The sequence below is a fragment of the Mastigocoleus testarum BC008 genome (assembly GCF_001456025.1).
GTDB classification, from domain to species: domain Bacteria; phylum Cyanobacteriota; class Cyanobacteriia; order Cyanobacteriales; family Nostocaceae; genus Mastigocoleus; species Mastigocoleus testarum.
Genome location: NZ_LMTZ01000100.1, coordinates 98,919 through 121,667, shown reverse-complemented (window position 1 = coordinate 121,667; position 22,749 = coordinate 98,919). Strand labels below are relative to the sequence as shown.

Annotated in this window: 17 protein-coding genes and 1 pseudogene; 13 read left to right on the top strand and 5 right to left on the bottom strand. The window is 36.6% G+C overall.

Annotated features, from left to right (window positions below; genetic code table 11):
* Nucleotides 1-764 (top strand): annotated as a pseudogene (locus BC008_RS23290) (calcium-binding protein); the annotation flags it as partial.
* Nucleotides 765-895: 131 nt separating this feature from the next.
* On the opposite strand, the gene BC008_RS23285 reads toward BC008_RS23290, so the two are convergent.
* Nucleotides 896-1,801, bottom strand: a complete 906-nt coding sequence (locus BC008_RS23285; RefSeq protein WP_027845550.1) for a DMT family transporter — start codon at nt 1,799-1,801, stop codon at nt 896-898.
* 294 nt (nt 1,802-2,095) lie between these two features.
* Here BC008_RS23285 and BC008_RS23280 point away from each other — a divergent pair, with 294 nt between their 5' ends.
* The 3 genes from BC008_RS23280 to psb28 all read left to right on the top strand — a co-directional run bounded on the left by BC008_RS23280 (nt 2,096) and on the right by psb28 (nt 5,214).
* Entirely contained in the window at nt 2,096-2,998 is a 903-nt protein-coding gene (locus tag BC008_RS23280) for an RNA methyltransferase (RefSeq protein ID WP_027845551.1), read from the top strand.
* 198 nt (nt 2,999-3,196) lie between these two features.
* Complete coding sequence (locus tag BC008_RS23275; RefSeq protein ID WP_036267371.1) at nt 3,197-4,810, top strand: serine hydrolase; 1,614 nt, start codon at nt 3,197-3,199, stop codon at nt 4,808-4,810.
* Between the two features lie 17 nt (nt 4,811-4,827).
* Complete coding sequence (gene psb28 / locus BC008_RS23270; protein WP_027845553.1) at nt 4,828-5,214, top strand: photosystem II reaction center protein Psb28; 387 nt, start codon at nt 4,828-4,830, stop codon at nt 5,212-5,214.
* Between the two features lie 165 nt (nt 5,215-5,379).
* On the opposite strand, the gene BC008_RS23265 is transcribed toward psb28, so the two are convergent.
* On the bottom strand, nt 5,380-6,708 hold the full coding sequence (locus BC008_RS23265) for a hypothetical protein (protein ID WP_027845554.1): 1,329 nt from the start codon (nt 6,706-6,708) through the stop codon (nt 5,380-5,382).
* Nucleotides 6,709-7,452: 744 nt separating this feature from the next.
* Between BC008_RS23265 and BC008_RS23260 the strand changes: the two genes are divergently transcribed.
* From BC008_RS23260 to BC008_RS23245, 4 genes are all read left to right on the top strand, one after another.
* Nucleotides 7,453-8,658: an HlyD family efflux transporter periplasmic adaptor subunit gene (locus BC008_RS23260; RefSeq protein WP_082650604.1), complete on the top strand. Its 1,206-nt coding sequence runs from the start codon at nt 7,453-7,455 to the stop codon at nt 8,656-8,658.
* 53 nt (nt 8,659-8,711) lie between these two features.
* Entirely contained in the window at nt 8,712-9,935 is a 1,224-nt protein-coding gene (gene devC, locus BC008_RS23255; protein ID WP_027845556.1) for an ABC transporter permease DevC, read from the top strand.
* 121 nt (nt 9,936-10,056) lie between these two features.
* Nucleotides 10,057-10,731, top strand: a complete 675-nt coding sequence (locus tag BC008_RS23250; protein ID WP_036266908.1) for a DevA family ABC transporter ATP-binding protein — start codon at nt 10,057-10,059, stop codon at nt 10,729-10,731.
* Between the two features lie 338 nt (nt 10,732-11,069).
* Nucleotides 11,070-12,455: a cytochrome P450 gene (locus tag BC008_RS23245; RefSeq protein WP_027845066.1), complete on the top strand. Its 1,386-nt coding sequence runs from the start codon at nt 11,070-11,072 to the stop codon at nt 12,453-12,455.
* Between the two features lie 171 nt (nt 12,456-12,626).
* Here BC008_RS23245 and BC008_RS23240 read toward each other — a convergent pair whose 3' ends face one another.
* Together BC008_RS23240 and BC008_RS23235 are read right to left on the bottom strand one after the other, a co-directional pair.
* The gene (locus BC008_RS23240; protein WP_027845065.1) at nt 12,627-13,229 is read right to left on the bottom strand and encodes a hypothetical protein; all 603 of its coding nucleotides are present in this window, start codon (nt 13,227-13,229) and stop codon (nt 12,627-12,629) included.
* Between the two features lie 335 nt (nt 13,230-13,564).
* The gene (locus BC008_RS23235) at nt 13,565-14,185 is read right to left on the bottom strand and encodes an HD domain-containing protein (RefSeq protein WP_058183902.1); all 621 of its coding nucleotides are present in this window, start codon (nt 14,183-14,185) and stop codon (nt 13,565-13,567) included.
* Between the two features lie 422 nt (nt 14,186-14,607).
* Here BC008_RS23235 and BC008_RS23230 point away from each other — a divergent pair, with 422 nt between their 5' ends.
* The gene (locus BC008_RS23230) at nt 14,608-15,474 is read left to right on the top strand and encodes a GNAT family N-acetyltransferase (protein WP_027845064.1); all 867 of its coding nucleotides are present in this window, start codon (nt 14,608-14,610) and stop codon (nt 15,472-15,474) included.
* 96 nt (nt 15,475-15,570) lie between these two features.
* Nucleotides 15,571-18,066: an AAA-like domain-containing protein gene (locus BC008_RS23225; protein ID WP_058183901.1), complete on the top strand. Its 2,496-nt coding sequence runs from the start codon at nt 15,571-15,573 to the stop codon at nt 18,064-18,066.
* Here the strand turns inward: BC008_RS23225 and BC008_RS23220 are convergent.
* Nucleotides 18,000-19,151 (bottom strand): AAA-like domain-containing protein, encoded by a 1,152-nt coding sequence (locus BC008_RS23220; protein WP_027845063.1) that lies wholly within the window; start codon nt 19,149-19,151, stop codon nt 18,000-18,002. The two genes, BC008_RS23225 and BC008_RS23220, sit on opposite strands and share 67 nt — an antisense overlap.
* A 720-nt stretch (nt 19,152-19,871) precedes the next feature.
* On the opposite strand from BC008_RS23220, the gene BC008_RS23215 reads away from it, so the two are divergent.
* The 3 genes from BC008_RS23215 to BC008_RS23205 all read left to right on the top strand — a co-directional run bounded on the left by BC008_RS23215 (nt 19,872) and on the right by BC008_RS23205 (nt 22,442).
* Entirely contained in the window at nt 19,872-20,165 is a 294-nt protein-coding gene (locus tag BC008_RS23215; protein WP_027845062.1) for a hypothetical protein, read from the top strand.
* Nucleotides 20,166-20,273: 108 nt separating this feature from the next.
* Nucleotides 20,274-22,091, top strand: coding sequence for a gamma-glutamyltransferase (ggt, locus tag BC008_RS23210; RefSeq protein ID WP_027845061.1), 1,818 nt, complete (start codon nt 20,274-20,276; stop codon nt 22,089-22,091).
* A gap of 54 nt (nt 22,092-22,145) precedes the next feature.
* Entirely contained in the window at nt 22,146-22,442 is a 297-nt protein-coding gene (locus tag BC008_RS23205; protein ID WP_027845060.1) for a hypothetical protein, read from the top strand.
* Nucleotides 22,443-22,749 lie beyond the last annotated feature (307 nt).

Here is a 22,749-nt window from a genome sequence, read left to right as displayed (position 1 = left end):
GTAATGATTGGCTAACAGGTGAATCGGGTCGCGATATTATTAGAGGTGGTGACGGTAACGACACAGTTTTGGGAGGAAATGAAAACCCCCATGGTGATTCGGCAAATGATACTCTATGGGGTGGTGCAGGTGATGACTCTCTTGATGGAGAGCAAGGTAATGATTGGCTAACAGGTGAATCGGGTCGCGATATTATTAGAGGTGGTGACGGTAACGACACAGTTTTGGGAGGAAATGAAAACCCCTATGGTGATTCGGCAAATGATACTCTATGGGGTGGTGCAGGTGATGATTATCTTGATGGGGAGCAAGGTGATGATTGGTTAAGTGGTGAAGATGGTCAAGATACCGTCAAAGGTGGGGACGGTAATGATACACTCTATGGAGGAAATGAAAACCCCGTTGGTGATTCAGCAAATGATACCCTACTGGGTGGAATTGGAGATGATGTTCTTGGTGGAGAACAAGGAAACGATTCATTAAATGGTGAAGCTGGCAATGATACATTAACTGGTGGGGCTGGTGCAGATAATTTTGTATTCAATTCCAGTTTAGACGGGATTGATACTATTACAGACTTTTCTAGTTCAGACGGAGATAAAATTCAGATTGTCTCTAGCTTTGGTGCAACTTCTACAAGTCAATTCACTTACAACAGTACTACAGGTGCTTTAAGCTTTAACCAGAATGGCAATGATACTCATTTTGCGACCTTGAATACCAATGCTGGTTTGAATATTACCCAGGACATCATACTTGTATAATCGATTTCAGATTCGATTGAAATAAAATAAGTTCTTACAAAGGTGGAGTAACCCACCTTTTTTATTCCTTGTCTGCTTAAGTAGCTGTAAAATCTAAGTAGTAATACATAAAGTTAACAAATTTAGGGACATCATATATCTTGTTGTCTCGCCCCAACGATAGCTAAAGCAACCCCAATCAGTAATACACCCGCACCAACAAATTCCAACACTCCTGGAACCTCTTGATAAATCAAATAACCAAGAAAGCTGGAACATATTGGCTCAAACAAGATAGTCAATGCAACCAAAGTCGGCGAAATTGATCGCATCGCCCAATTGAAGCTAGTATGTCCTATCAGTTGGGGAAAAAGAGCCATTAACAAAACATACAAGTAAAAAGTAATGGGGTGATCGATATAACCCGAATCGAATATCACAGGTAAAGGTAAAAGTATTACTGCTGCTGTTGTATACGCAACAGTCACGTATGCTCCAATGCTTAATCCTAGTTTTTGGGCTTCCCGTCCCCAGAGTAAATATAAACTTGCTGCACATGCTCCCATCAAAGCCAAAGCATTACCTAACAATGCTTGACTAGTCGCAGTCTGGATTTGAAGATTTCCAAAACCGATCGCGATCGCACCAAAAACAGCGATTCCCACCCCAGTGACCGTAAGAAGAGAAGGTTTTTCTTTAAACCAAAGCCAAGAAAATAGAGTTACCCAAAGGGGGTTAGTTGCAACTAAAGTTGTAGAAGCAGTAATTGATGTGTAACTGAGGGAAGAAATCCAAGTTGCAAAATGTAAAGCGAGAAAAATTCCAGCAATTCCAGCATAGTAAATTGCTTGAGAATTAACCCGAAGCTCGGGAAATTTTCTTGCAGATGGAAGCAGTATCAACGCAGCGATAGTTAATCGTGAAGCAGCAAGAACCAGACTAATTCCAGCACCAGAAGTCCCTGCAGCGTCAAACGCCAATCTGGTAAAAATTGCAGCAGTCGAAGCCGCACATACCCCAACACTAAGGACTAAACCAATCTTCCAATTTAAAACCATTATTGATAGATTCTCAGTGTTGCCCCATTCCAGTACCTGTGAATAATTTTACTACCCAAACTTATCTGTTATTTATTAACTATTAACTGATAACTGTTAGCGCCTAGCAAAGCGTACCGGATCCGTAGGTAGCAGCTCCGTAGGTAGCGCAGCTATAGCTATAGGTATTGCGTGCGCGTTAGCGGCTAGCGGTAGCGTACCGTAGGTATTGCGGGACACGTAAGTGTACACAGCGCATTAACTGATAACTGATAACTGTTAACTGTTGACTGATAACCTCAAGGAGATTTCTAGATGACGGTAACTGGAGTAAAAATTATTTTGGTAGAACCTGCAGGTCCCATGAATGTAGGTTCTGTGGCGCGGGTAATGAAAAATTTCTGTTTAAATCAATTAGTTTTGGTTAATCCCAAATGCGATTATCTAGGAGAGGAAGCACTGAGAATGGCAGTTCACGCAAAAGATGTTTTGCAAACAGCCGAAGTAGTTAACACTTTACCTGAGGGATTAAAAGGATGCAAACGTGCGATCGCCACAACTGCTAGAAGTCGAGATTGGGAAATACCCTTAGAACCACCCCGCATCGCCTTACCTTGGTTACTTGAAGAAATCGGACAACCATCCGCATTAATTTTTGGTCCAGAAGACAGGGGACTGAGTAATGAAGAATTAAACTACGCTCAGCGATTTATGCGCATTCCCACAAATCCAGAATATGCTTCCTTAAATTTAGCAACGAGTGTAGGTATCTGTTGTTATGAATTGGCAACAATTTCAGGAATTTTTTTAGATTCTAAGGTGGACAATTCAGAATATAAAGTAGAAAATCATTATAAAATACAACCACAGATAGAAGCGAAAACACAAGAAAACACCAATAACACCTTTGAAAAACCCCTAGAAACATTATCAGTTAATCATTCGGAGTATGACATCGCACCTTTAGACGTTGTCGAAGGTTATTACCAACAGCTAGAATCTGTACTATTAACAATTAGTTACCTATATCCCCATACAGTAGCTAGTCGGATGGAGAAATTCCGTCAAATGTATAATCGCGCCCAACTGCGAACAAAAGAAGTAGCTATGCTACGGGGGGTTCTGCGTCAAACCTTATGGGCGCTATCAAATCACGAATTGCTAGATATTTCCAATCAAGCAAATTCCAGCCAAGCAAGTGAACGTGAAAACTTGTAAATCATTATCCAAGATGTACGGGATTATCCTGCACAATAATGATTTATGACTTACACTAAACACGGAAACGCTATAACAGTGGCAGTTATCAAGCTCTAAGTCGGGGTGCTTTGGAAGTAGGTTAAGTTTTCGGAAGTTAGTACGGGAGAATTCGAACGTACGCGAGAGTTCTACTTGAGTAACTCAAAAGGAGTAGCGGTGTCAGAGTCAATTGACAAGTTCACAGCTTTTCCACGGCGTCAACCTAGCAACCGCCGTCAGTTTCCTAGTATAGAAAAAAAAGTGGCAAATAATTCAGGAAAATCTCGTAGAAAGCAACCGCCAACCTCAAGGGGAGGTGCATTGGCGCGTCCTCTCGCCAAGCATTCTGCCGCGAAAGGCGTTCCTGTTAAACGTGTAAAAACAAGGGTACCCGTCGCGAAGTCTAAGGGTAATCCGCCCAGAAGAATTCCTCCTTCTCAGGTTCATACGGCAAATTCCCGCAGTGCTGTTCCTGCAAGGGCTAAACCTAAAGCAGCTAACGCCCAAGCGGTGAAGTTAAAGCGGGTACGCAAACAGCCATTACCAGGGAAGAGGATTACAATGTCTCGCCGGACGCGCTTAAAGCCGATGGCTAGAACAATTCTGTACGCCTTGCGACTGTTAATCGTTGGAGTTGGTATTGGTGCAATAGTGGGTACTGCATTGTCAATGTTTGACCCGGCGACCAGAATCAATTCTGCAACCTCATCTTCTGAGGCTAAAGTCGGACAAAATCAATCTCAATCTAATTTAGATCCAGGAAATCTCGTACTCACCCAAGAGATTGCTCCTTTAAAAGCTAGCTTGCAAAGTATGGCGAATCAGAATCCTAGTATTCGTCCAGGAGTATATTTAATCGATTTGGATGATGGGCGCTATGTAAATGTGAACGCCACACTTAGTTTCCCCGCTGCAAGTACAATTAAAATCCCTATTTTAGTTGCCTTTTTCCAGGATGTAGATAATGGCAAAATCCGCCTCAATGAGGTTTTGACCATGGAAAAAGATGATATGGTCGGTGGTTCTGGAGATATGCGCAACCAACCAGCAGGGACCACATATAAAGCATTGGAAGTTGCTGATAAGATGATGACTATCAGTGACAATACAGCTACTAACATGTTGATAAAGCGTATGGGAGGTATGCAGGCGCTCAATCAACGTTTTCGTCGTTGGGGTTTGACTCACACAGCACTTCGCAATCCACTTCCAGATATTGAAGGGACAAACACCACATCACCCAAAGACTTAGGAGATGTGATGGCGATGGTAAGTCGGGGTCGTTTGGTAAGTATGCAATCACGCGATCGCATTTTGGCAATTATGCGACAAAATACCAGAAGGCATTTATTACCTACAGGTTTGGGAGAAGGAGCAACAATTGCCAATAAGACGGGATATATCGGTAAAATGTTGGGAGACGCCGGTTTAGTCGATCTAGTAACCGGTAAGCGTTATACCATCGCCGTGATGGTAGAGCGAAAGGTTAAAGATGACCCCAGTGCAGAAAAGTTTATTAAATCTGCTTCCCGTCAGGCTTTTGAAGAATTAAGTAAGCCTAATAATCTTCCAAACCAAAGTAATCGAAGCGGAAATAGTCCACCGGTTAACCCCATGCAACAGAGAGGGATGACTACTCCCACATATCCGACTAATAGGGGTAACGTGCCTATGAATACTTATAGTTCGCCAGTGACGTCACCAGTTCACACCAGGTTTGGAAGAAATTATCCCCCAAATCAGTATCAACAGCCAGCCAATCAGCAGTATCATTATCCATATCAGAGATAATATTCTTCGTATAAATCATGGCATCTAATAATCCTTCAATTCAGTTTTTTGCTGGCATAAAAGAAGAGCTGGATAACGTTAGTCTGCGGAGAAATACCCGTTCTGGGAACCGCGTTATTGTAATGACTTTTAATAAATTGAAAGCGATAGAAGGTGCAAATAGTTTTACTAAGCAATCTTTAAATTCCATGCTTTTAACTGACGAAGAAGGTGATATTAGCGTTACACCTTCTTCAACTCGATTTATTTTTGGTGGGGATGAAGGGGATGAGTTAAGGAAAGTAGAGTGCAAGGTTGAAATCGAACATGAGGATCATTGGGAACGTTTTATGCGTTTCATGCATCGTTATGCAGAGCAAAATGGGATGGAGTATGGAGAAAAATCCCAATCCACTGATGCTTGATGGTAGTTATTTAACTTGATATACATCCGCAACTTTTTCAAGTGAATAAATCACGTGTAGAGACGTACCATGGTACGTCTCTACAAGATGGTACGTCTCTACAAATATTTTATGTTTGACACGTAATTCAATTATATAAAAACAGTTATTACCAATAACGGTTATTTATTTTTTTACTAAGATATATGCTTTTGCATATGTTGGTAATCTGCGATTATTTTCGTTAAATTTTTGTCTATTGGGAAAGATTCCGGCGAGAAAATCTAATTGATAAAGATTGGGTAGGAAAGCGCCACCTGTATCTGCTAAAACTCCCATTTTCAATCTTCTGCGACCGCCTTTATTGTACTCTAAAACAATAATTTTACCTAAACCAACGTTTAAGACATCTCCAGCGAAGGTGACTCCCGGTTTAACAGATATTTTTGCATTTATCTCATGACCGTAACCTTTGATTGCATCAACTTGTCTGAAATACCAATAACGTTTTTGTGCTCTTCTTTTTAACCCTTTGACATAAGGAATTCCATTATTTCGATCTACATTGAAAAATGCTTGAGAACCGTCAGGAAAATTAATCAGGATTGTACCTTGCATTAATGCTTCTTCTAAACCTTCTCGGGTAAGATAAGCAAGGGGTTCAACCTTACCAAATTCTTTTCCACCGCGCTCATAAATTCCTGATAAAACCTGTTGCTTAGTATATTTTTTATAAAATTTATCTGTAGCTAACTCGTCCTTGAGACTGTAAATTGGCGTATTATAAGTAGAAGTTTTTCTTCGAGAACCGGAATGGGAAAAAACAGCATATTTGGTGATTCTTAAATTTTTTCTCCGCAGATTTTTAGGATTATATGCAGACCATTTAATTACTCTGAAGTGTTTGTTAATAAAATTGGGATCCTGTAAGCGGGTTGGTCTACCATTAGCAATATCTTGGCGTAATGTTGCAATCATAAAATCCAAAGTTTTGAGAACATCCGGTATCGTTACACCTTGGGTTCCCAGTATTCCGGTTCTCTGCACATCTGGGTCTGCATCACTATGTTCTTGGAAATATTTTCTGGTGTTTAGCAGAACTGTTAATAGGTCTGATTGATTTAGATCGACTTTAGTTCTGGGTAGTTTTCCGGTTCTAAAAACGCGATCGCCATTAATCTTAAATTTATTTCTTTTTAATTCATCAATTACTTGGTAAGTTTTTGATAATGATTTTTGTTGCGCTGTATCTTTCTCTTGTTGATTACTATTGATTGTAGATACTGGGTTAACAGTTAAACTGTTTTGATAATTTGCAGCTAACTGTAGTGAAGTTTTTGTTTCAGTGACTGAATTTTGATTTTTTAGTTGATTTTTATTTTTTGTTTGAAGTTGACTTTGAGCGTAGGAAATACTTTGGGAACGAGTACGTAAATAACTTCCGGTTAAAGTAACCCCAAATAAAGCAGCAAAAGCGACACCTAAGCAAAGTTTTTGATTGGAGAATATACCCATAAGATAAAAATCAATATTCAGTGACATTTATATTGATTTTGCACTAAGAAAAGATGTTCCGTACAATTAATTTAGGACAAAATTAGAAGTCAAGAGTTAGGGGTCAGGAGTCAGAAGTCAGAATTATGCGCAATACTTACAGTACGCTTACGCTAGGTCGCGCATGTGTTAAAGCCTCGCTACCGCTAACGCAGCGCTAACAAAAGTCGGGAGAGGAGGTAAATTGAAGGATTTTAATAAAAGTAAAGCACTAGAGGGGAGTACTTGATATAATAATTTTTATATATTTTGTAGTTCTACGCGATCAAATCTGGAACTCTAAAGCTTTGAATCTTTTGTGAATCGAAAATATCTAACTTCATATTATCAATATGACTTTTGTCATGGATTTTTATGACTCTATTCAGCATTAAAGTCCGATTTACGCTGCTAAAATTCATGTGTATTGCGTATAATACTTGGCTCAATGACTCAAATACAATTTGGATACACTTAAAATTCGATATACTCAGAATTCGATATATTTAGAATTTGATTTTTTATAATCTGCTTTCCTTGTTGTTTCTATATATCTGCAAGAGTAATACTCTAAAACAGATTATCGTCAAAATAGTATTCTTTTTGTTTTAATATCTTTTTCCAAATTTTTTGTTCATTTGACTTCTTTGTCGATACAACTCGAAATTGACCTACTGTAAAACTCAAGAAATATTTAACTCTAAACCTATTGGGAACTGATTTATTATGTTTCAGCCACAAAATGGAGTTCGCCAAAAGGCATCTATTATTTTTTGGCGGTATATTATTCGTTATACGTTTATTTTTGTTTTTCTCAGTCTATCTACAGCCTGTGCTTCCCTGCAAGCACAAAATAATAAACCTGAAACTTCTACGCAAACAGAAATTCCAACTTCCAGTAGGGTTGTAGCCCTCGGTAGAATTATACCTGAGGGAGATGTAATTAAAATTTCCGTGGTCAATGCGCGGGATAGTCGCGTAAATCAAATTCTTGTCAAAGAAGGTGATTTTGTCAAACCGAATCAATTAATAGCGGTTTTGCAAGGAACAGAAAGAGCCGAACAGCAGTTGCGAGAAGCAAAAGCCAATGTAGCGATTAAACGGGCTAGATTGCTGAAAATTCGTCAAGGAGATGCAAAAGTAGGAGAATTAGCTGCTCAAAGAGCAGCGATCGCAGAGTTGGAAGCTAGATTGCGATCAGAAACAAGACAAAAAGCAGCTTTAGTTGCTCAAGCAGAAGCTACTTTGCGTAACACTAAAATCAAATATGAGCGCAATCACGTGTTAACTAAAGAAGGAGCACTCCAACAAGCTGAACTAGATAACGCTACAGAAGAATACAAGAGAGCACAAGCTAGTATTTCCCAAAGTAAAGCAGATTTAGAAAATACTACGTCAACTCTAGAAGCAAAATTAACAAAAGAAAAAGCAAATTTACGTAGGTTAAAAGAAGTTCGTCCTGTGGATGTAGAAATAGCTAAGGCTGAATTAGAACAAGCCTTAATTCAAGTAGAACAACGCAAAGCTGAATTGGATGATACACAAGCAAGAGCACCAATTGGCGGACAAATTTTACGAATTAATACCCGGGTTGGAGAACAGGTAAATACCGAGCAGGGTATTGCAGAACTCGGACAAACCAAGCAGATGTATGTAGTTGCGGAGGTTTATGAAACCGATATTATTCGGGTAAGAAAGGGACAAACAGCCACTATTAATAGTGAATACGGTGGGTTTAAAGGAGAAATCAAAGGTAAGGTAGACCAGATTGGCTTACAAATTGGTAAAACTCGCCTCAATCAAGATAAAACAAACCCAAATACTGATGTTAACGCTCGAGTAGTGGAAGTTAAAATTCGTGTCAATCCTGAAGATAATCCCAAAGTCTCGGCTTTAACAGGAATGCAAGTCCGCGTCAAAATTGATGTTTAACTTATTATTCCTCCAATTACCAATTACCCATTACCAATTACCAATGACAAAATATGAAACCAAAAAAGTTTCAACCTCAGACACCCTTAGCTTGGGCGCAATTATCTCATCAAAAAATGCGTTTAGCTGTTGCAACCACAGGAGTTTGCTTCGCTAATATCTTGATGTTCACTCAAGTAGGATTGCTATCAATGCTCACCGAAGGAACAACCAAATTACATGAAAGTTTGAGTGGCGATCTATTATTAGTTTCTACCCTAAGTCCTACAATTCGTTGGGGTATTCCCTTTCCCCGTGCTGCTATTTACAAAGCAGCAGCTATAGATGGAATAGATTCGGTTAGTCCGGTCTATATCGCTCGAGATAATTGGGTCAACCCGACAGAATTTGCGAGACAGAAAAATTTAGCTACCTCTTCCCCCGGTAGAAAAAGACAGAGAAATTTTGGGAATAGGGTGAGAATTATTGCTTTCAATCCCGCTCAACCTCCAGTATTCGATTTACCCCAGGTCAATAATCAGTTAGCTAAACTGACTTCACCCGATGCAGTACTATTCGATCGTCTCTCGCAACCATCTTTAGGTGAAGTTCCCCAAATGTTAACAACCCAGGAAGAAGTTACAACTTTAATGGGTAATCGCCGCACCTATGTTGTAGGACTCTTCAAGATGGGTAGCACTTTGTTTGCCAATGGTAACATCATTATGAGTGACTGGAACTATGCTAAACGTAAAGGACAAAGTAGCCTTGATCAGGTGACTATTGGAGTCATTTCTGTTGATGAAGGAGTAAATATTAAGAAGGTACAAGCTCAATTACGCGCTAATATTCCCAAGGAAATTGGTGTATTCACCCATGAAGAATTAATGCAACGAGAGCAAATGTTTGATGCTTCAGAACCGAATGGAGTCATTTTAAGATTTGGTACCATCGTTGGTTTTATTGTGGGGATAATTATTGTTTACCAAGTTCTTTACTCTGACATTAACGATCATCTTTCCGAGTATGCAACCCTAAAAGCAATGGGTTATGGGGACAAGTCATTATTAGTAGTTGTGATTCAAGAAGCAATTATCCTTGGGGTGATGGGATTTATTCCTGGTTTTATCGCCTCGGTCGGTTTATATCAGTTACTATTCATGCTAACCAGAATTCCCATAGCCATGAAAGTAAGTATTGCTCTACAAGTTTTTATTCTTACTTTAGTAATGAGTATTGTTTCCGGTGCGATCGCTACGAATAAGCTTCGTTCTGCAGACCCTGCAGACGTTTTTTAGAAGTAATAAGTAATAAGTAATAAGTAATAAGTAATAAGTAATAAGTAATGAGTAATTTGCTCTTCCCCATCCTCCCACACTCCCCACACTTTCCCCAAGTCCCCAGTCGCCAATCCCTACTATGAAACCTACTGTTGCTGTTAGTAATCTTAATCATTCCTTTGGTAAAGGTAAACTACTTAAGTCTGTACTAAATGATATTAATTTAGATATTTATCCGGGAGAAATAGTCATTTTGACAGGACCTTCCGGTAGTGGAAAAACTACTTTATTATCTTTAATTGGTGGGCTCCGTTCTGTACAGTCTGGTAGTTTAAAAATTCTTGGTCGAGAATTACGAGATATCAGTAAAAAACAGGCAACTAAAGTGAGAAATCAAATTGGTTTTATCTTCCAACACCATAACTTACTTAAATGCTTAACAGCTTACGGTAATGTGCGAATGTCCCTGAAACTACATCCAGAAATTCCCACATGGGAATATCGTCAACGCGCTGAAAATATCTTGAGAGCAGTTGGAATAGCAGATTTTGTCGATACGTACCCAGAAAAATTATCAGGGGGACAACAACAAAGAGTTGCGATCGCTCGCGCATTGGTTGCTCAACCTAAATTAGTTTTAGCCGATGAACCAACAGCTTCTTTAGATAGTAAAACTGGAAGAGATGTAGTCAATATTATCCAAAAACTAGCCAAGGAGGAAGGTTGCTCTGTAATGTTAGTGACCCATGACAACCGAATCCTTGATATTGCCGATCGCATCGTGCAAATGGAAGACGGATGTTTAAAACTATAAAGTTTTACTTCCAAACAATGCATTTGGGGGAATTTGAGAGTGACTTAAATAATTAAACTCAAAATAAGCCTTAACAGTAGATAGACTATTCGTTATTACTTAAAATACTAATCAATCAAGATGCTTTTGTATGGGCTTTTTATGAAATGCGACGAAATAAGTTTGATATTTCTTGCATAATTTAAGTTACCAGCGACTGGGTCTCCATCAAAGCTATAACTATAACTGTATTTATTATTTATTGTTTCTCCGATCTAGTTCATACAAATTGAAACTGCGTTAATATTTAATACATTACTCCCAAAAATGCTTTTCTTTCTAAAAGCCTCAGCAATTTTATGTCTCTACCAAATATTGTTAGTATCCCGGTTCTTAAACAACGCTATCAATGGATTGCTGAACCTTTAAGTTTCCTGGAGCAAGCAGTTAAGTTGCACCCCAATATATTTACTGCTCAGATATTCGGCGCAAAGCAACCAATAATATTTGTTAATCATCCTCAAGCAATTCAAGAAATATATTCCAATGATAGGAAAATCTTTACAGCACCAGGGAATCCAGATGGGGTGCTTAAACCATTAATTGGAGAATATTCTCTAATGTTGCTCGATGGCGAACCTCACAAACGCCAGCGTCAGTTAATAATGCCTCAATTCCATGGTGAAAGAATGCAATTGTATGGCGAAATAATCAGCAATATTACGGATAGAGTCTTCAGTGATATACCGCAAAATAAAGCTTTCACTGCTCGTGATATCACATCAGATATTTCCCTTTCTATCATGTTACAAGTTGTATTTGGCTTACATGAAGGAGAGCGTTATCAACAAATTAAGCATGGGATCATTGGGATGATGGATTTATTCCGCTCTCCCTTAGCTTTTAGTTTGCTATTGTTCCCTTTTTTACAAAAAGATTTAGGAGCTTGGAGTCCCTGGGGTAATTTTTTGCGTCGAAGGGAAATGCTGGATAAATTACTTTATGCTGAAATTAGTGAAAGACGTTCCCAATTAAACGATCCCAATCGGGTTGATATTCTTTCATTATTAATGTCTGCAAGAGATCCTGAAGGTAACTCCATGACAGACAAAGAGTTACGGGATGAAATGATGACATTGCTGGTTGCGGGATATGAAACCACTGCTACAGCAATGGCTTGGGGATTATATTGGCTTCATCACAAACCAATCTTACGTTCCAAATTACTGGAAGAATTAGACAGTCTTGGAGAAAATCCCGATCCTGTAACTATATTTAAACAAAAGTACTTAACCGCAGTTTGTAATGAAACCTTGCGGATTTATCCTGTCGCAATGACGACTTTTGAGAGACAAGTAGAAGAACCTGTTGAGTTGTTAGGACATAAACTAAAACCTGAAAGTTATATTTGGGGTTGTATTTATCTATTACACCATCGAGAAGATTTGTATCCAGATTCAAAAGAATTTAAACCAGAGCGATTTTTAGAAAGACAGTTTTCTCCCTATGAATTTATGCCTTTTGGTGGAGGAGTACGTCGCTGTGTTGGTTATGCTCTAGCACTGTTTGAAATGAAGTTGGTACTAGCACATGTAGTTTCTCGTTACAACTTGGAATTGTTGGATGATAAGCCAGAAAAGCCCCAGCGTCGAGGCGTTACCATTGCACCTGCACGGGGTGTAAGAATGAAGATGAATGGTATTCGCGTACCTCAAAAGTCTGCAGTTCCTGTCATAAGTAAGTAAAACTATCGGTTGTTTATGAGAAAATCCCCACTTAAACATATGTCTGGTGGGGATGAAAGAGGTAGGAAAACTTTTTTATCTAAAAATTTTTTAATTTAAGATTTTTTTAACTTAAAATTTTGGAACTTAAGATTTTGGAACTTAAGGTTTTGGAACTTAAGATTTTGAAGTTTATAGTTTTTCTTCCCAAACACGTCTAATAACTCTTCCATCATATGTTTCCTCTCTATACCTCTTGTTTTCACTCTCCAAGCGGGTTGTCGCTTTATATTTCCCACTACTTGTGATTAATGTATGAGAGTCTACAAAAATATAATCCAAAACAATAAAACTATTGCTCAGAATCAAGTTCTTCATGTCAGGAATTACTTCTTTTAAAATCCGACCTCGATTATCATCTTTAAGATTTTGCTCAGTAACATTTGAACCAAACTGACAGAACATCAACCCTGGTTGTTCTGAGTCAGTACAACAGTTCATGAGATATTCAAAATTTTTATTGTCAAAATTTGTATTTTCAAAATTTGTATCTTTATTTTTCTTGTGATTGTATTTCCAAGTAGCCTGAACGCCAAACTCTATATGAGTGAGATTGTAGTATTCGGCGATCGGTAAGATATCCTCTTGACCAACTAATTTAACTGTTACGATTGCAAGGTCAGAACTCCATACACCCTCTGACTGAGCATAATATCGATAGAGTTCCTCATTATTGGTCGATAGCTCGTTTTTATCTTGACAAATCATGGTTATTACTCCTTGCGCTTCCTCCATTTCTCACCATTAGAATATTCCCACTCTCCATAACCTTGACCAGAAATAGGTTTCAGGTTGAGGATTTTTTGAGCTTGTGAACTTGACCTTATAAGAAATTCAGGTCTTTTGTTTGGTGCTACATATTCTTATAGATGACAGCCTTGTTAATTTATGCAGTTTGTATATAAATTTTGGTCTGTTATTAGATACACACAGAAATAATTTATTCCCTAAAAATTATGGGAAAATCACAGTTGCTAGCCAGATCCGTGTTTGTGACGTTAGTCATATGCAGATTCTCTTTTGACTTTTGTTAGCAAATCTTGTCCGCAGGAAATGCATATTTTGATTTCTTATTTTGGACTTGCGTATCCTGCTTCCCTGTTTCCCTTTCTTAAATCCTCTAAAAATTGGAATATAGATTGTAATTCTGGTGAAAACACATCCCATCCTGTAGATGCAAAAAAATCAGACAAATCTACTTGTAGTTGCTGCTCGTAAATACTTGCTTGTAAAAGCATCTCTAATCGGTCTAATTGCTGGACAAACTTAGCTTCTGCAGAACTACCTTGCTCGTATTCCTCCCACAGGTTAATCCACTTCCATCCATTAGGTAACTTATTAAATACTTGCAAAACCGATTGTTTTTCTAATTCAAACTTGTGATTCTTGTCAATGTTATCTTCAGGAGTAAAGTCACCAGCGTAGATTTCTCCTAAATCATGAATTAAAGCCATTCTCACTACTTTATTCACGTCTAATTCTGGATATTGATCTGCTAGCAACAAACCCAATAAAGCGACACAAAATGAATGTTCAGCAACACTTTCACAATGCTTCGGCTCAATACCATGTTGCAACCAACCTTGACGATATAATTGCTTTAGATGATTGAATTCAAAGTAAGCTTCAATAATTGGTAAAGTATTTTTACCATCTAACAGACTAATCGGTAAAGATGCTTTTGTATGCATGGTTCACAAAAATAAACTTTAGGGAACAATATAAATTTAAAAATTACATTTCAAAAGATTATCATTCTTCACGCATCAAATCTTTACAGATGTGCCCAAAATTACTTTTATATACACATAAATTTTGTTTAAAAATTTTATTGCTGCTCTCATCAAAGTAGAATCATGTAATTACAAATACTTAACTCAATCAATGTTTATAGTCATTTCTTAATATTTAGCTTTCTTTCAATGAAACAATATAGAATGTCAGTCTATTTATCTATTTAACATCTAATTAATATTTACTACGGCTAAAAAATAATAAACTATACTTGAGTGAAGAATTTTGGGTATATCAATGGCAAAATATTTAAATTAGTTTTTGAGAGAAAATAAAGAGTGATATTTCCAAGCCATTAGATTTTTAGACAGAACCATAAATGACGGAACCAAAAGTTCGCTTGGCACGAAAATCTGACAAAGAAGCAGTACTAGCTTTTTGTCAAATTCTTCCAAATAATCAAAAAGACTATATTCCTTTGGTTTGGGATAAATGGATTCGCGATCCATCTGGTTGTATTTTTGTCGTTACGATTGATGATGTTCCTGTAGCAATTGAACGAGTTGTGCTGATGTCAGACTCTGAAGCTTGGTGGGAAGGACTGAGAGTAAGCCCTCAATATCGCGGTCAGGGTTTGTCAAAGATTTTAGAGCTTACTATAAATCAGTATTTAGTAGAATCAGGAATTAATATATCACGCTGTATGATTCTTGCCAGTAATGAGATTATGGCTGACATAATGTCAAAACGAGGTCGTAAAAAAGTTGGAAACTTTGACTTCTACGAGACAGATTCAATTAATTCACCAAGTACACAATTAATTAAGTTAAATTCAAATGATTTAGATTATGTTTGCTCATTAGTCAAAAATTCAAATGATTTAACTTTGAGACAAGAAATTTATGTCAGTTATGGTGGAAAGTGGCAAGAAATAACTGTAAAAGAGCTTAAAAAACGTCTTTCCTTAGGAAAAATTTGGGGATTAAAAAAAGATGAGAAATTACTTAGTATAGCTATCGAAAGTTATTCTGAAAACTCTAATGAAAAGTTTTGGATTGGATACGTTAATGGTACTAAAAATAGTTTACCAACTCTTTTGTACGAATTACGAAAATTAGCACACAGTTTAGGTTATACTCTCGTTGGAGGTTTTTTTCCTCGTAGTGAAGTTTTATCTGTATCTTTTGATTTAGCCAATTATATTAAAATAAATCAACGCTGGGTATATGAATGGAAGAATAGTTAATTCTATATAGTACAAATAATCGTTTTTTGAACTATACGGATTCACATAAAGTTTAATCATATAATAAATATTTATCATTTTTATTACAAGCTTAAAATGAAAATTAGAGAAAAATATAAAACCTTAAAATTAGTTATTCTAATACCTTGGTTACTTCAAATAATAGTTTTTATCATACTTATAGCTTACTTATCTTTTAAAAGTGCTCAACTAGCTGTTAATAATATATCTGAACAATTATTCTCTGAAATTATTTTTAGGGTAGAAGAAAAATTTCAAACCTATATTTCATCAGCAATTACAATAAATAAGATAAATGCTAAAGTTATTGAAAATCAAAAAATAGCTTTTAATGATAAAGATAAATTAATTGAATATTTTTTTAATCAATTAATTTTGTTTCCGGACATTACGGCAATATATTGGGGAAATGGTTTAGGAGAATTCTATGGAGTTGGAAGAGGAAGAGATGGTTATTTAATGAAAGGTTTTTCGAATGAAGAGAATAATTATACAGAACCTTTTTTCCGTTATGCAAAAAAGAAATATTCAATCAAACAGCCAAGATTATATAACGTTACAAAAAGAGAATGGTATAAAGTTGCAATTGAAAAACAAAAGCAGACATGGAGCAAAATATACACTTCATTTGGAAACAAAACGAAATGTTTAACTAATGTTTATCCTATTTATGAGCCAAACGGTAAAATAAAAGGTGTTTTAGGAGTAGACATACATTTCAATCACTTTAATCAATTTTTGCAAAATTTAAAGATAGCAAATACTGGTCAAGTTTTTGTTATAAATGAATCTGGGATAGCAATATTTACATCGGATAACAAGTATTCTTACTATTACAAAAATATGCCTGATGAAGTTTCTAAAATAGCTAACAGTAATAATACTTTAAATAAAGCCGTTGGTCAGTTGATAATAGAAAAATTTGAAGGCAAATTCGATAAAATAGATAAATCACAGCAGATAAATTTTAATTTTGCAGAAGAAAAATATTTAATTAAAATAGCGCCTTTTAAAGATGAATATGGACTAGATTGGTTAATAGTAGTAACTGTCCCTGAATCGGATTTCATGGGGCAAATTCATGCCAATACTCGTAACACGATCGCATTATGCATAACAGCTTTAATCGTAGCAATTATAATTGGCATTCTCACAACTCGATGGATTACTCGACCAATATTAAAAGTTAATTCTGCTGCTAAATCCTTAGCTTCTGGTAACTGGGGTCAAAAAATCCGACTCGATCGCAAAGATGAATTGGGACAACTAGCCAAATCCTTTAATACTATGGCTAGTCAATTACAAGAGTCATTTACTGCTTTAGAACAAACCAATCGTACCTTAGAACAAAAGGTAAAAGAACGCACCAAAAAGCTATCAGAAACAGTAGAACTCCTCAAAGCGACCCAAGAAAAACTTGTCTTTGAAAATGAACTACTCAAAGATGCTCAAGTAGAAGAATATCAATACCAAATCGGTGGAACCTTACCAATAGATTCTCCTACATATGTAGTAAGAAAAGCCGACAGACAACTTTATAAAGCCCTCAAACAACGACAATTTTGCTACATTTTCAACGCCAGACAGATGGGTAAATCAAGCCTGAGAGCAAAAATGATGCACAAACTTGTTGAAGAAGGATATGTTTGTGCGGCTCTAGATTTAACAGAAATAGTTAGCGATAATACTACTGAAAGCCAGTTATATCACAGCATTATCTTTAGCTTAGCTAAAAAGCTAAGTTTATTACCTGAATTTGATTATCGTAGCTGGAAAAAGAATTTAGATTATCTTTCTCCATTAGAGAAACTGGGGGAATTTATCGAAGAAATTCTTCTCAAACAAGTTCAGCAATCAATAGTGATTTTCATTGACGAGATAGATACCGTTCTGGACCTAAAATTTTCCGTAGATTGCTTTTTTGGTTTTTTACGCAGCCTTTATAATAAACGAGCTGATAATGATTCGTACCGTCGTTTAACTATAGTTTTAATTGGTAGAACCGCTCCAAGTTATTTGATTCAAAACCCTGAAAGTACTCCCTTTAATATCGGTTGTGGTATTCCATTAGAAGGATTCAAACTTGACGAAGTTGAACGGAGTTTAATCAATGGATTGCGAGAAAATTGTCATGACCCCCATAGGACAATAGAAGAAGTATTAGACTGGACGGGAGGACAACCATTTCTAACTCAAAAAATATGTAGTTTAATTAGGGATTTTTCTTTGATAATTAATGAGGGAGAAGAAAGGGAATTTATCACTCAACTAATAAGAGAAAAAATTATCGAAGACTGGGAAAATAAAGACCAACCAGAACATTTGAAAACAATTAAGAACAAGTTAACTAAAAATAAACATGATTCTCTACTTTTATTATCAAAGTATCAAGAAATGCTTTCAATAGGGGAAATTAAGGATGAGCAAACCTGGGAATGCTTAGAGTTATTTTTATCCGGAATAGTGCGAAAAGAGGCAGGAAAACTAAAACTCTACAATCGGATTTATGGGACAGTGTTCTCTAGGGCTTGGGTAGAAGGAGAAATAGGTAACCTCTCAACAGGTAAATAATTGCTATAGGGAGTAGATTTTGTAAAATCTTGTTGTAAAAAGTTGTCTAAACTCAAATTTTGTGTTTTTACTTGGTGAAGTGCTTGACGAACTAAATAAGGATGACCACCAATAGCACCCATTAATTTTGTGACTTCAGCTTCCTTCCAATCCAGTCCATGTCTACGAGCTAAATCGAGAATCTCAACTCCAGAAAAATCAGGTAAAGAAACCGTCAGCCCAACATTAAAAGGTGATTTGTTAGACTCTAAAGGAAGTGGATTATCCCGATACACTAAAATTAAGCGGAGTTGACTCCAGGTGGGATTTATTTTGCTATTTTCATGCCAAGCTCGTAACATAGCAAGAAAATCACTTGCAATTTGTTCGCGAGCAAAAAGATGATCTAATTTATCAAAAGCCAAAATTAAAGGACGATCTATCTGACCCAATAAATAATCCTCAAAATAATAAGTACAGCTAGATTTACAACCCAAGTCATCATCCCAATATTCTTCGAGCTTAGATGGTAATCTTAATTCTCTAGTAACGTTTAAACTCAACCACCTCAGGAATCGAGTTAAATCCGTTAAAGTTTCCCGATCTGTTAAATGTAAATCCAGACAAACACCGCGACAATCTTTAGCTAAATTGATTATTCTGTGCATCAAAGAAGATTTACCCATCTTAGAAGGTGCACAAATTCTGATTAAACCTCCTTTGCGCATAATAGTTCGCAAACAAAGGGATTCTATTTCTTTGCGTTCGACGTAAAATCTAGAATTGCTAGGGACAACTCCCACCGGTAGTTCTAGAGTATCGTCATATAATTCTTGCTTTAATTGCTCTAAGACAAATTTTACGTTTCTTTTATCAATCGACTGACCAAAATGCGATGACAATAACGACCATAGATCGGAGCCTACTCGCTTTGCATGGTCTTTAGAACAACCATATTTATAAGCTATTTGTTCGTAACTTTCATCATAATATGCTCCTTTGAGTATAGTGATTTGCAAATTGTTTAAATCTTGTCCGATTTTATCTTTAATAACTTCAACTAAAGAATCGAGGAACATTAATGTTTGTTTTGTCTTATTACTCATAATTCACGATTTCAAGTCACTATATCTAGGAAATAAACTTCGATTTAACTATTCGTTTACATTTATTTTAAAACTGACGATTATCAAAAATTATCAGAAAGATTATATCGAAATTGTTTGCTAAAAATTTCTTAAATCAGGTAATTACTTTTCACTCTATCGTCATCACACTTGTTCCGATCTTGAAAAATAGTCATGGGTAAAGTTTTTCTTATAATCTCTGCTTAAATCGGACAAGTGTAAAGTTTTATGTCAATAGTCAATGTCTCTGACGGGTATTAGCATACATCACTTTTATGCCACTTAAATAATTTTAGGTAGTATCTAATGCCACTTTATCTATTTTTTTGATTGCAATGGTGATATGACTAATTTTATAAAGGTATTATTAACATTTTTTGTGGCTTTATTAGATATAAAAGTGAAATTCAAATGTCACCTTAGTCTCTTATCTACAAAGTGGACTTATTGATATGGTTTTATTATTATTCACTATAAGTTTTCTACAATAAATATCACACCTTAGTTATTTAATTAAAGATTTAAAACAATTAAAAATCATTTTTTAATCCTGTTATCTTATTTATTTTTAATACCTTTGGGTAGGATTAATACAAGTAAATAACTGTTATATGTAAAGACAAAATATCTAAATACTTTGGGATAAGTCAAATAATTTAATTTTTATATTCTTTATCCAATATTTTCCCATTACAAATCATGAAAGATGAACAAATAAGTAAATTACTCGAAAATATTCAAATAGTAAGAGATAAAGCAACAGAAGCAATAGATATTTTGCAGTATGAAGAAAGTTTAAATTTTGAACAGTTAAAGGATATTTATGGACGCTTAGAACTGGTTTGTGGAAAAACCATCGCTAGTCAAGTGTTTATTGAAATAAATCTCACCGGTGGCTGTAATTGTCCTGCATGTGGAGAGGAGAAGATTTTAATTAATTGGGATGAAGGGACAGTTGAGTGTCAAAATTCAAAGTGTGGGTACAAATGGTAGAAAATATATGTTGTGTTTCAAGCACAAGAGCGGGTTAAAGCAAGAAAAATCTGCTTAGGAGTCATATAGTACAATTACTAGAATATTTGATGACTCTTATTATTCAGAATGACTATTATTAGTAAATACCAACGCCTTACCTTTGCAGTATTTTTCTCAGTTACCTTATTTTATACTCAAACAGCATCTGCAATCATTGTTAGACCTCTGCGTACAAAAAATGCAATGCTAGTTTCTGCACATCCCTTAGCAAGCGAAGCTGGATTAGAAATGTTGCGCAAAGATGGTAATGCTGTTGATGCTGCAGTTGCTACAACCTTAGCAATTTCCGTAGTCGAACCATTCTCTGCAGGGATTGGGGGTGGTGGTTTTTTATTATTTCGCAATGCTAAAACTGGAGAAATTAAAGCTTTAGATTTTCGCGAACGCGCACCCCTAAAATCAACTAAAAATATGTATTTAGATGAAAATGGTAAGGTGCGTCGAGGTGCAAGTATTAATGGTTATCTAGCAGTAGGTACTCCCGGAACAATCGCTGGAATGTATGAAATCCACAGTCAGTATGGAAAATTACCTTGGTCTACCGTAGTTAAACCTGCAATTCGCCTTGCAAGAAATGGTTTTGTAGTCAAACAAAAGTTTACCGATGCTGTCAAACGACGTCAAAAAATGATTTTGCAAAATCCGGTAGCGCGGAAAATTTTTACTCGCAATGGTGAATTTTATCAACCGGGAGACCGATTAATACAGCGAGATTTAGCAAACACTCTGCAAGCAATTGCTATAAATCCGCGTAATTTTTACACTGGTCGAATCGCGCGCCTGATTACTGCAGACATGAAAAAAAATGGCGGGTTAATTACTTTAGAAGATTTGAGCAACTATAAACCAAAATGGCGATCGCCAGTATGTGGTAATTTTCGCACATCGCGGGTTTGTTCCATGCCACCACCATCATCTGGAGGTGTTCACTTATTACAAATGCTCAATATTATTGGCGATACAGATTTAAAATCATTAGGATGGCATCATCCGGATGCTTTACATCTGTTTGCGGAAGCAATGCGAGTTGCTTATGCAGACCGTTCAGAGCATTTAGGCGATCCAGACTTTGTGGAAGTTCCAGTCACACAACTTATAAATCCTGCGTATGCTAAATATCGGCGTCAGCAAATTAGCATGGACAAAGTCAAGCGTTCTAGTGAGGTCAAACCAGCAGATATAAAAACCCTGCAACGCTTTTCAAGCAATATTTCTTCAACCACATCTCAGAAACAATTAAATTTACAAGAGTCAAACCTAAAACAGTCAAATCAAAAACAATTAAATTTAAATAACCGCGAATCATCCGATACTAGTCACCTCACAGTTGTGGATAAAGAGCGTAACGCCGTCAGTTTAACATTTACAGTTAATTTGGGTTTCGGTGCTGGTATAGTTGCAGATAGAACGGGAATTGTACTTAATAACGAAATGGATGACTTTGCTGCAGCACCGGGAGTACCCAATGCTTTCGGATTACTGGGTAATGAAGCTAATGCGATCGCACCAAATAAAACTCCCCTTTCCAGTATGACCCCCACAATCGTCACCGAAAATGGAAAACTCCGTATGGCTGTAGGTAGTCCTGGGGGTAGTACTATTATTACCCAAGTATTGCAAATAATTCTAAATGTACTGGAATACGATATGGATGCAGGTGCTGCGGTATCTGCGTCGAGGGTACACCATCAATGGTTTCCTGATGTGTTGCGAGTAGAAAAATTTGGTTTGGGTGCAATGACTTTAGAAGAACTACGTCGTCGGGGACACAAAATAAAACAGACTAGATCTTGGGGAAATGCTAATACTATTGTTGTCACACCTGATAATTCTTTAGAAGGTGCAGCAGATCCACGGGGTGAAGGTGAAGTAAGAGGTTTTTAAATTTAGAGACGTTCTATGAAAAGTATCCACATTATAAATAACCAAAAACAGTAGATGGAAAAGTTTTCCAGAACCCTTGTCAGAACTTTATTTGAGTTTTGGGACACGATTTACTGGAATCGTCTCGGAATCTACTTTTTAAGGAACGGTTCTTGTCGGTGGGTTAAAAGTGCAGTACAAACAATCATGGTTGTCAGCCCAAAACGTTGGCTAGAACCCTTATTATTTCGTCAATCGACAAAAGTTGTCCATCTACTGAAAAAACCCAGTCTTAATGACCGGGGTTTGGGGATGATTATAGAATTGGGAAATATTTCCCTTAGGCTAAATATAGAGCTTAAATATAAGTAGCTTACGCTAACCTTGACTACATAATCCTTCCTACTTGTTCCAGAAAATATCAAAAATTTTTTCCTAGCAATTTTACCCATCCAGGACAAGTGATATCATGTCCGCTTAATTACTTATGAAAAAATATGTTTGTTTGTAGTAGCGCTTTAGCGCCATAGTAAAGATATTGGCGCTAAAGCGCTACTACGAACCTTATCGCAAGTGTTTTATCGGACACGATATGATACAAAATCAAAAACCCAGTCTTAATGACCGGGGTTTAGGGATAACTATAGAACTGGGAATATATTTCCCGTGGGTTAAATAT

What these genes read in the sequence shown, in the direction of transcription:
- BC008_RS23280 (WP_027845551.1), top strand. Translation starts at nt 2,096, where the DNA reads ATGACGGTAACTGGAGTAAAAATTATTTTGGTAGAACCTGCAGGTCCC.
- BC008_RS23235 (WP_058183902.1), bottom strand. Translation starts at nt 14,185, where the DNA reads ATGCATACAAAAGCATCTTTACCGATTAGTCTGTTAGATGGTAAAAAT.
- BC008_RS23245 (WP_027845066.1), top strand. Translation starts at nt 11,070, where the DNA reads ATGTCTCTACCAAATATTGTTAGTATCCCGGTTCTTAAACAACGCTAT.
- BC008_RS23230 (WP_027845064.1), top strand. Translation starts at nt 14,608, where the DNA reads ATGACGGAACCAAAAGTTCGCTTGGCACGAAAATCTGACAAAGAAGCA.
- BC008_RS23205 (WP_027845060.1), top strand. Translation starts at nt 22,146, where the DNA reads ATGGAAAAGTTTTCCAGAACCCTTGTCAGAACTTTATTTGAGTTTTGG.
- psb28 (WP_027845553.1), top strand. Translation starts at nt 4,828, where the DNA reads ATGGCATCTAATAATCCTTCAATTCAGTTTTTTGCTGGCATAAAAGAA.
- devC (WP_027845556.1), top strand. Translation starts at nt 8,712, where the DNA reads ATGAAACCAAAAAAGTTTCAACCTCAGACACCCTTAGCTTGGGCGCAA.
- BC008_RS23240 (WP_027845065.1), bottom strand. Translation starts at nt 13,229, where the DNA reads ATGGAGGAAGCGCAAGGAGTAATAACCATGATTTGTCAAGATAAAAAC.
- BC008_RS23250 (WP_036266908.1), top strand. Translation starts at nt 10,057, where the DNA reads ATGAAACCTACTGTTGCTGTTAGTAATCTTAATCATTCCTTTGGTAAA.
- BC008_RS23265 (WP_027845554.1), bottom strand. Translation starts at nt 6,708, where the DNA reads ATGGGTATATTCTCCAATCAAAAACTTTGCTTAGGTGTCGCTTTTGCT.
- BC008_RS23225 (WP_058183901.1), top strand. Translation starts at nt 15,571, where the DNA reads ATGAAAATTAGAGAAAAATATAAAACCTTAAAATTAGTTATTCTAATA.
- BC008_RS23260 (WP_082650604.1), top strand. Translation starts at nt 7,453, where the DNA reads ATGTTTCAGCCACAAAATGGAGTTCGCCAAAAGGCATCTATTATTTTT.
- ggt (WP_027845061.1), top strand. Translation starts at nt 20,274, where the DNA reads ATGACTATTATTAGTAAATACCAACGCCTTACCTTTGCAGTATTTTTC.
- BC008_RS23220 (WP_027845063.1), bottom strand. Translation starts at nt 19,151, where the DNA reads ATGAGTAATAAGACAAAACAAACATTAATGTTCCTCGATTCTTTAGTT.
- BC008_RS23285 (WP_027845550.1), bottom strand. Translation starts at nt 1,801, where the DNA reads ATGGTTTTAAATTGGAAGATTGGTTTAGTCCTTAGTGTTGGGGTATGT.
- BC008_RS23215 (WP_027845062.1), top strand. Translation starts at nt 19,872, where the DNA reads ATGAAAGATGAACAAATAAGTAAATTACTCGAAAATATTCAAATAGTA.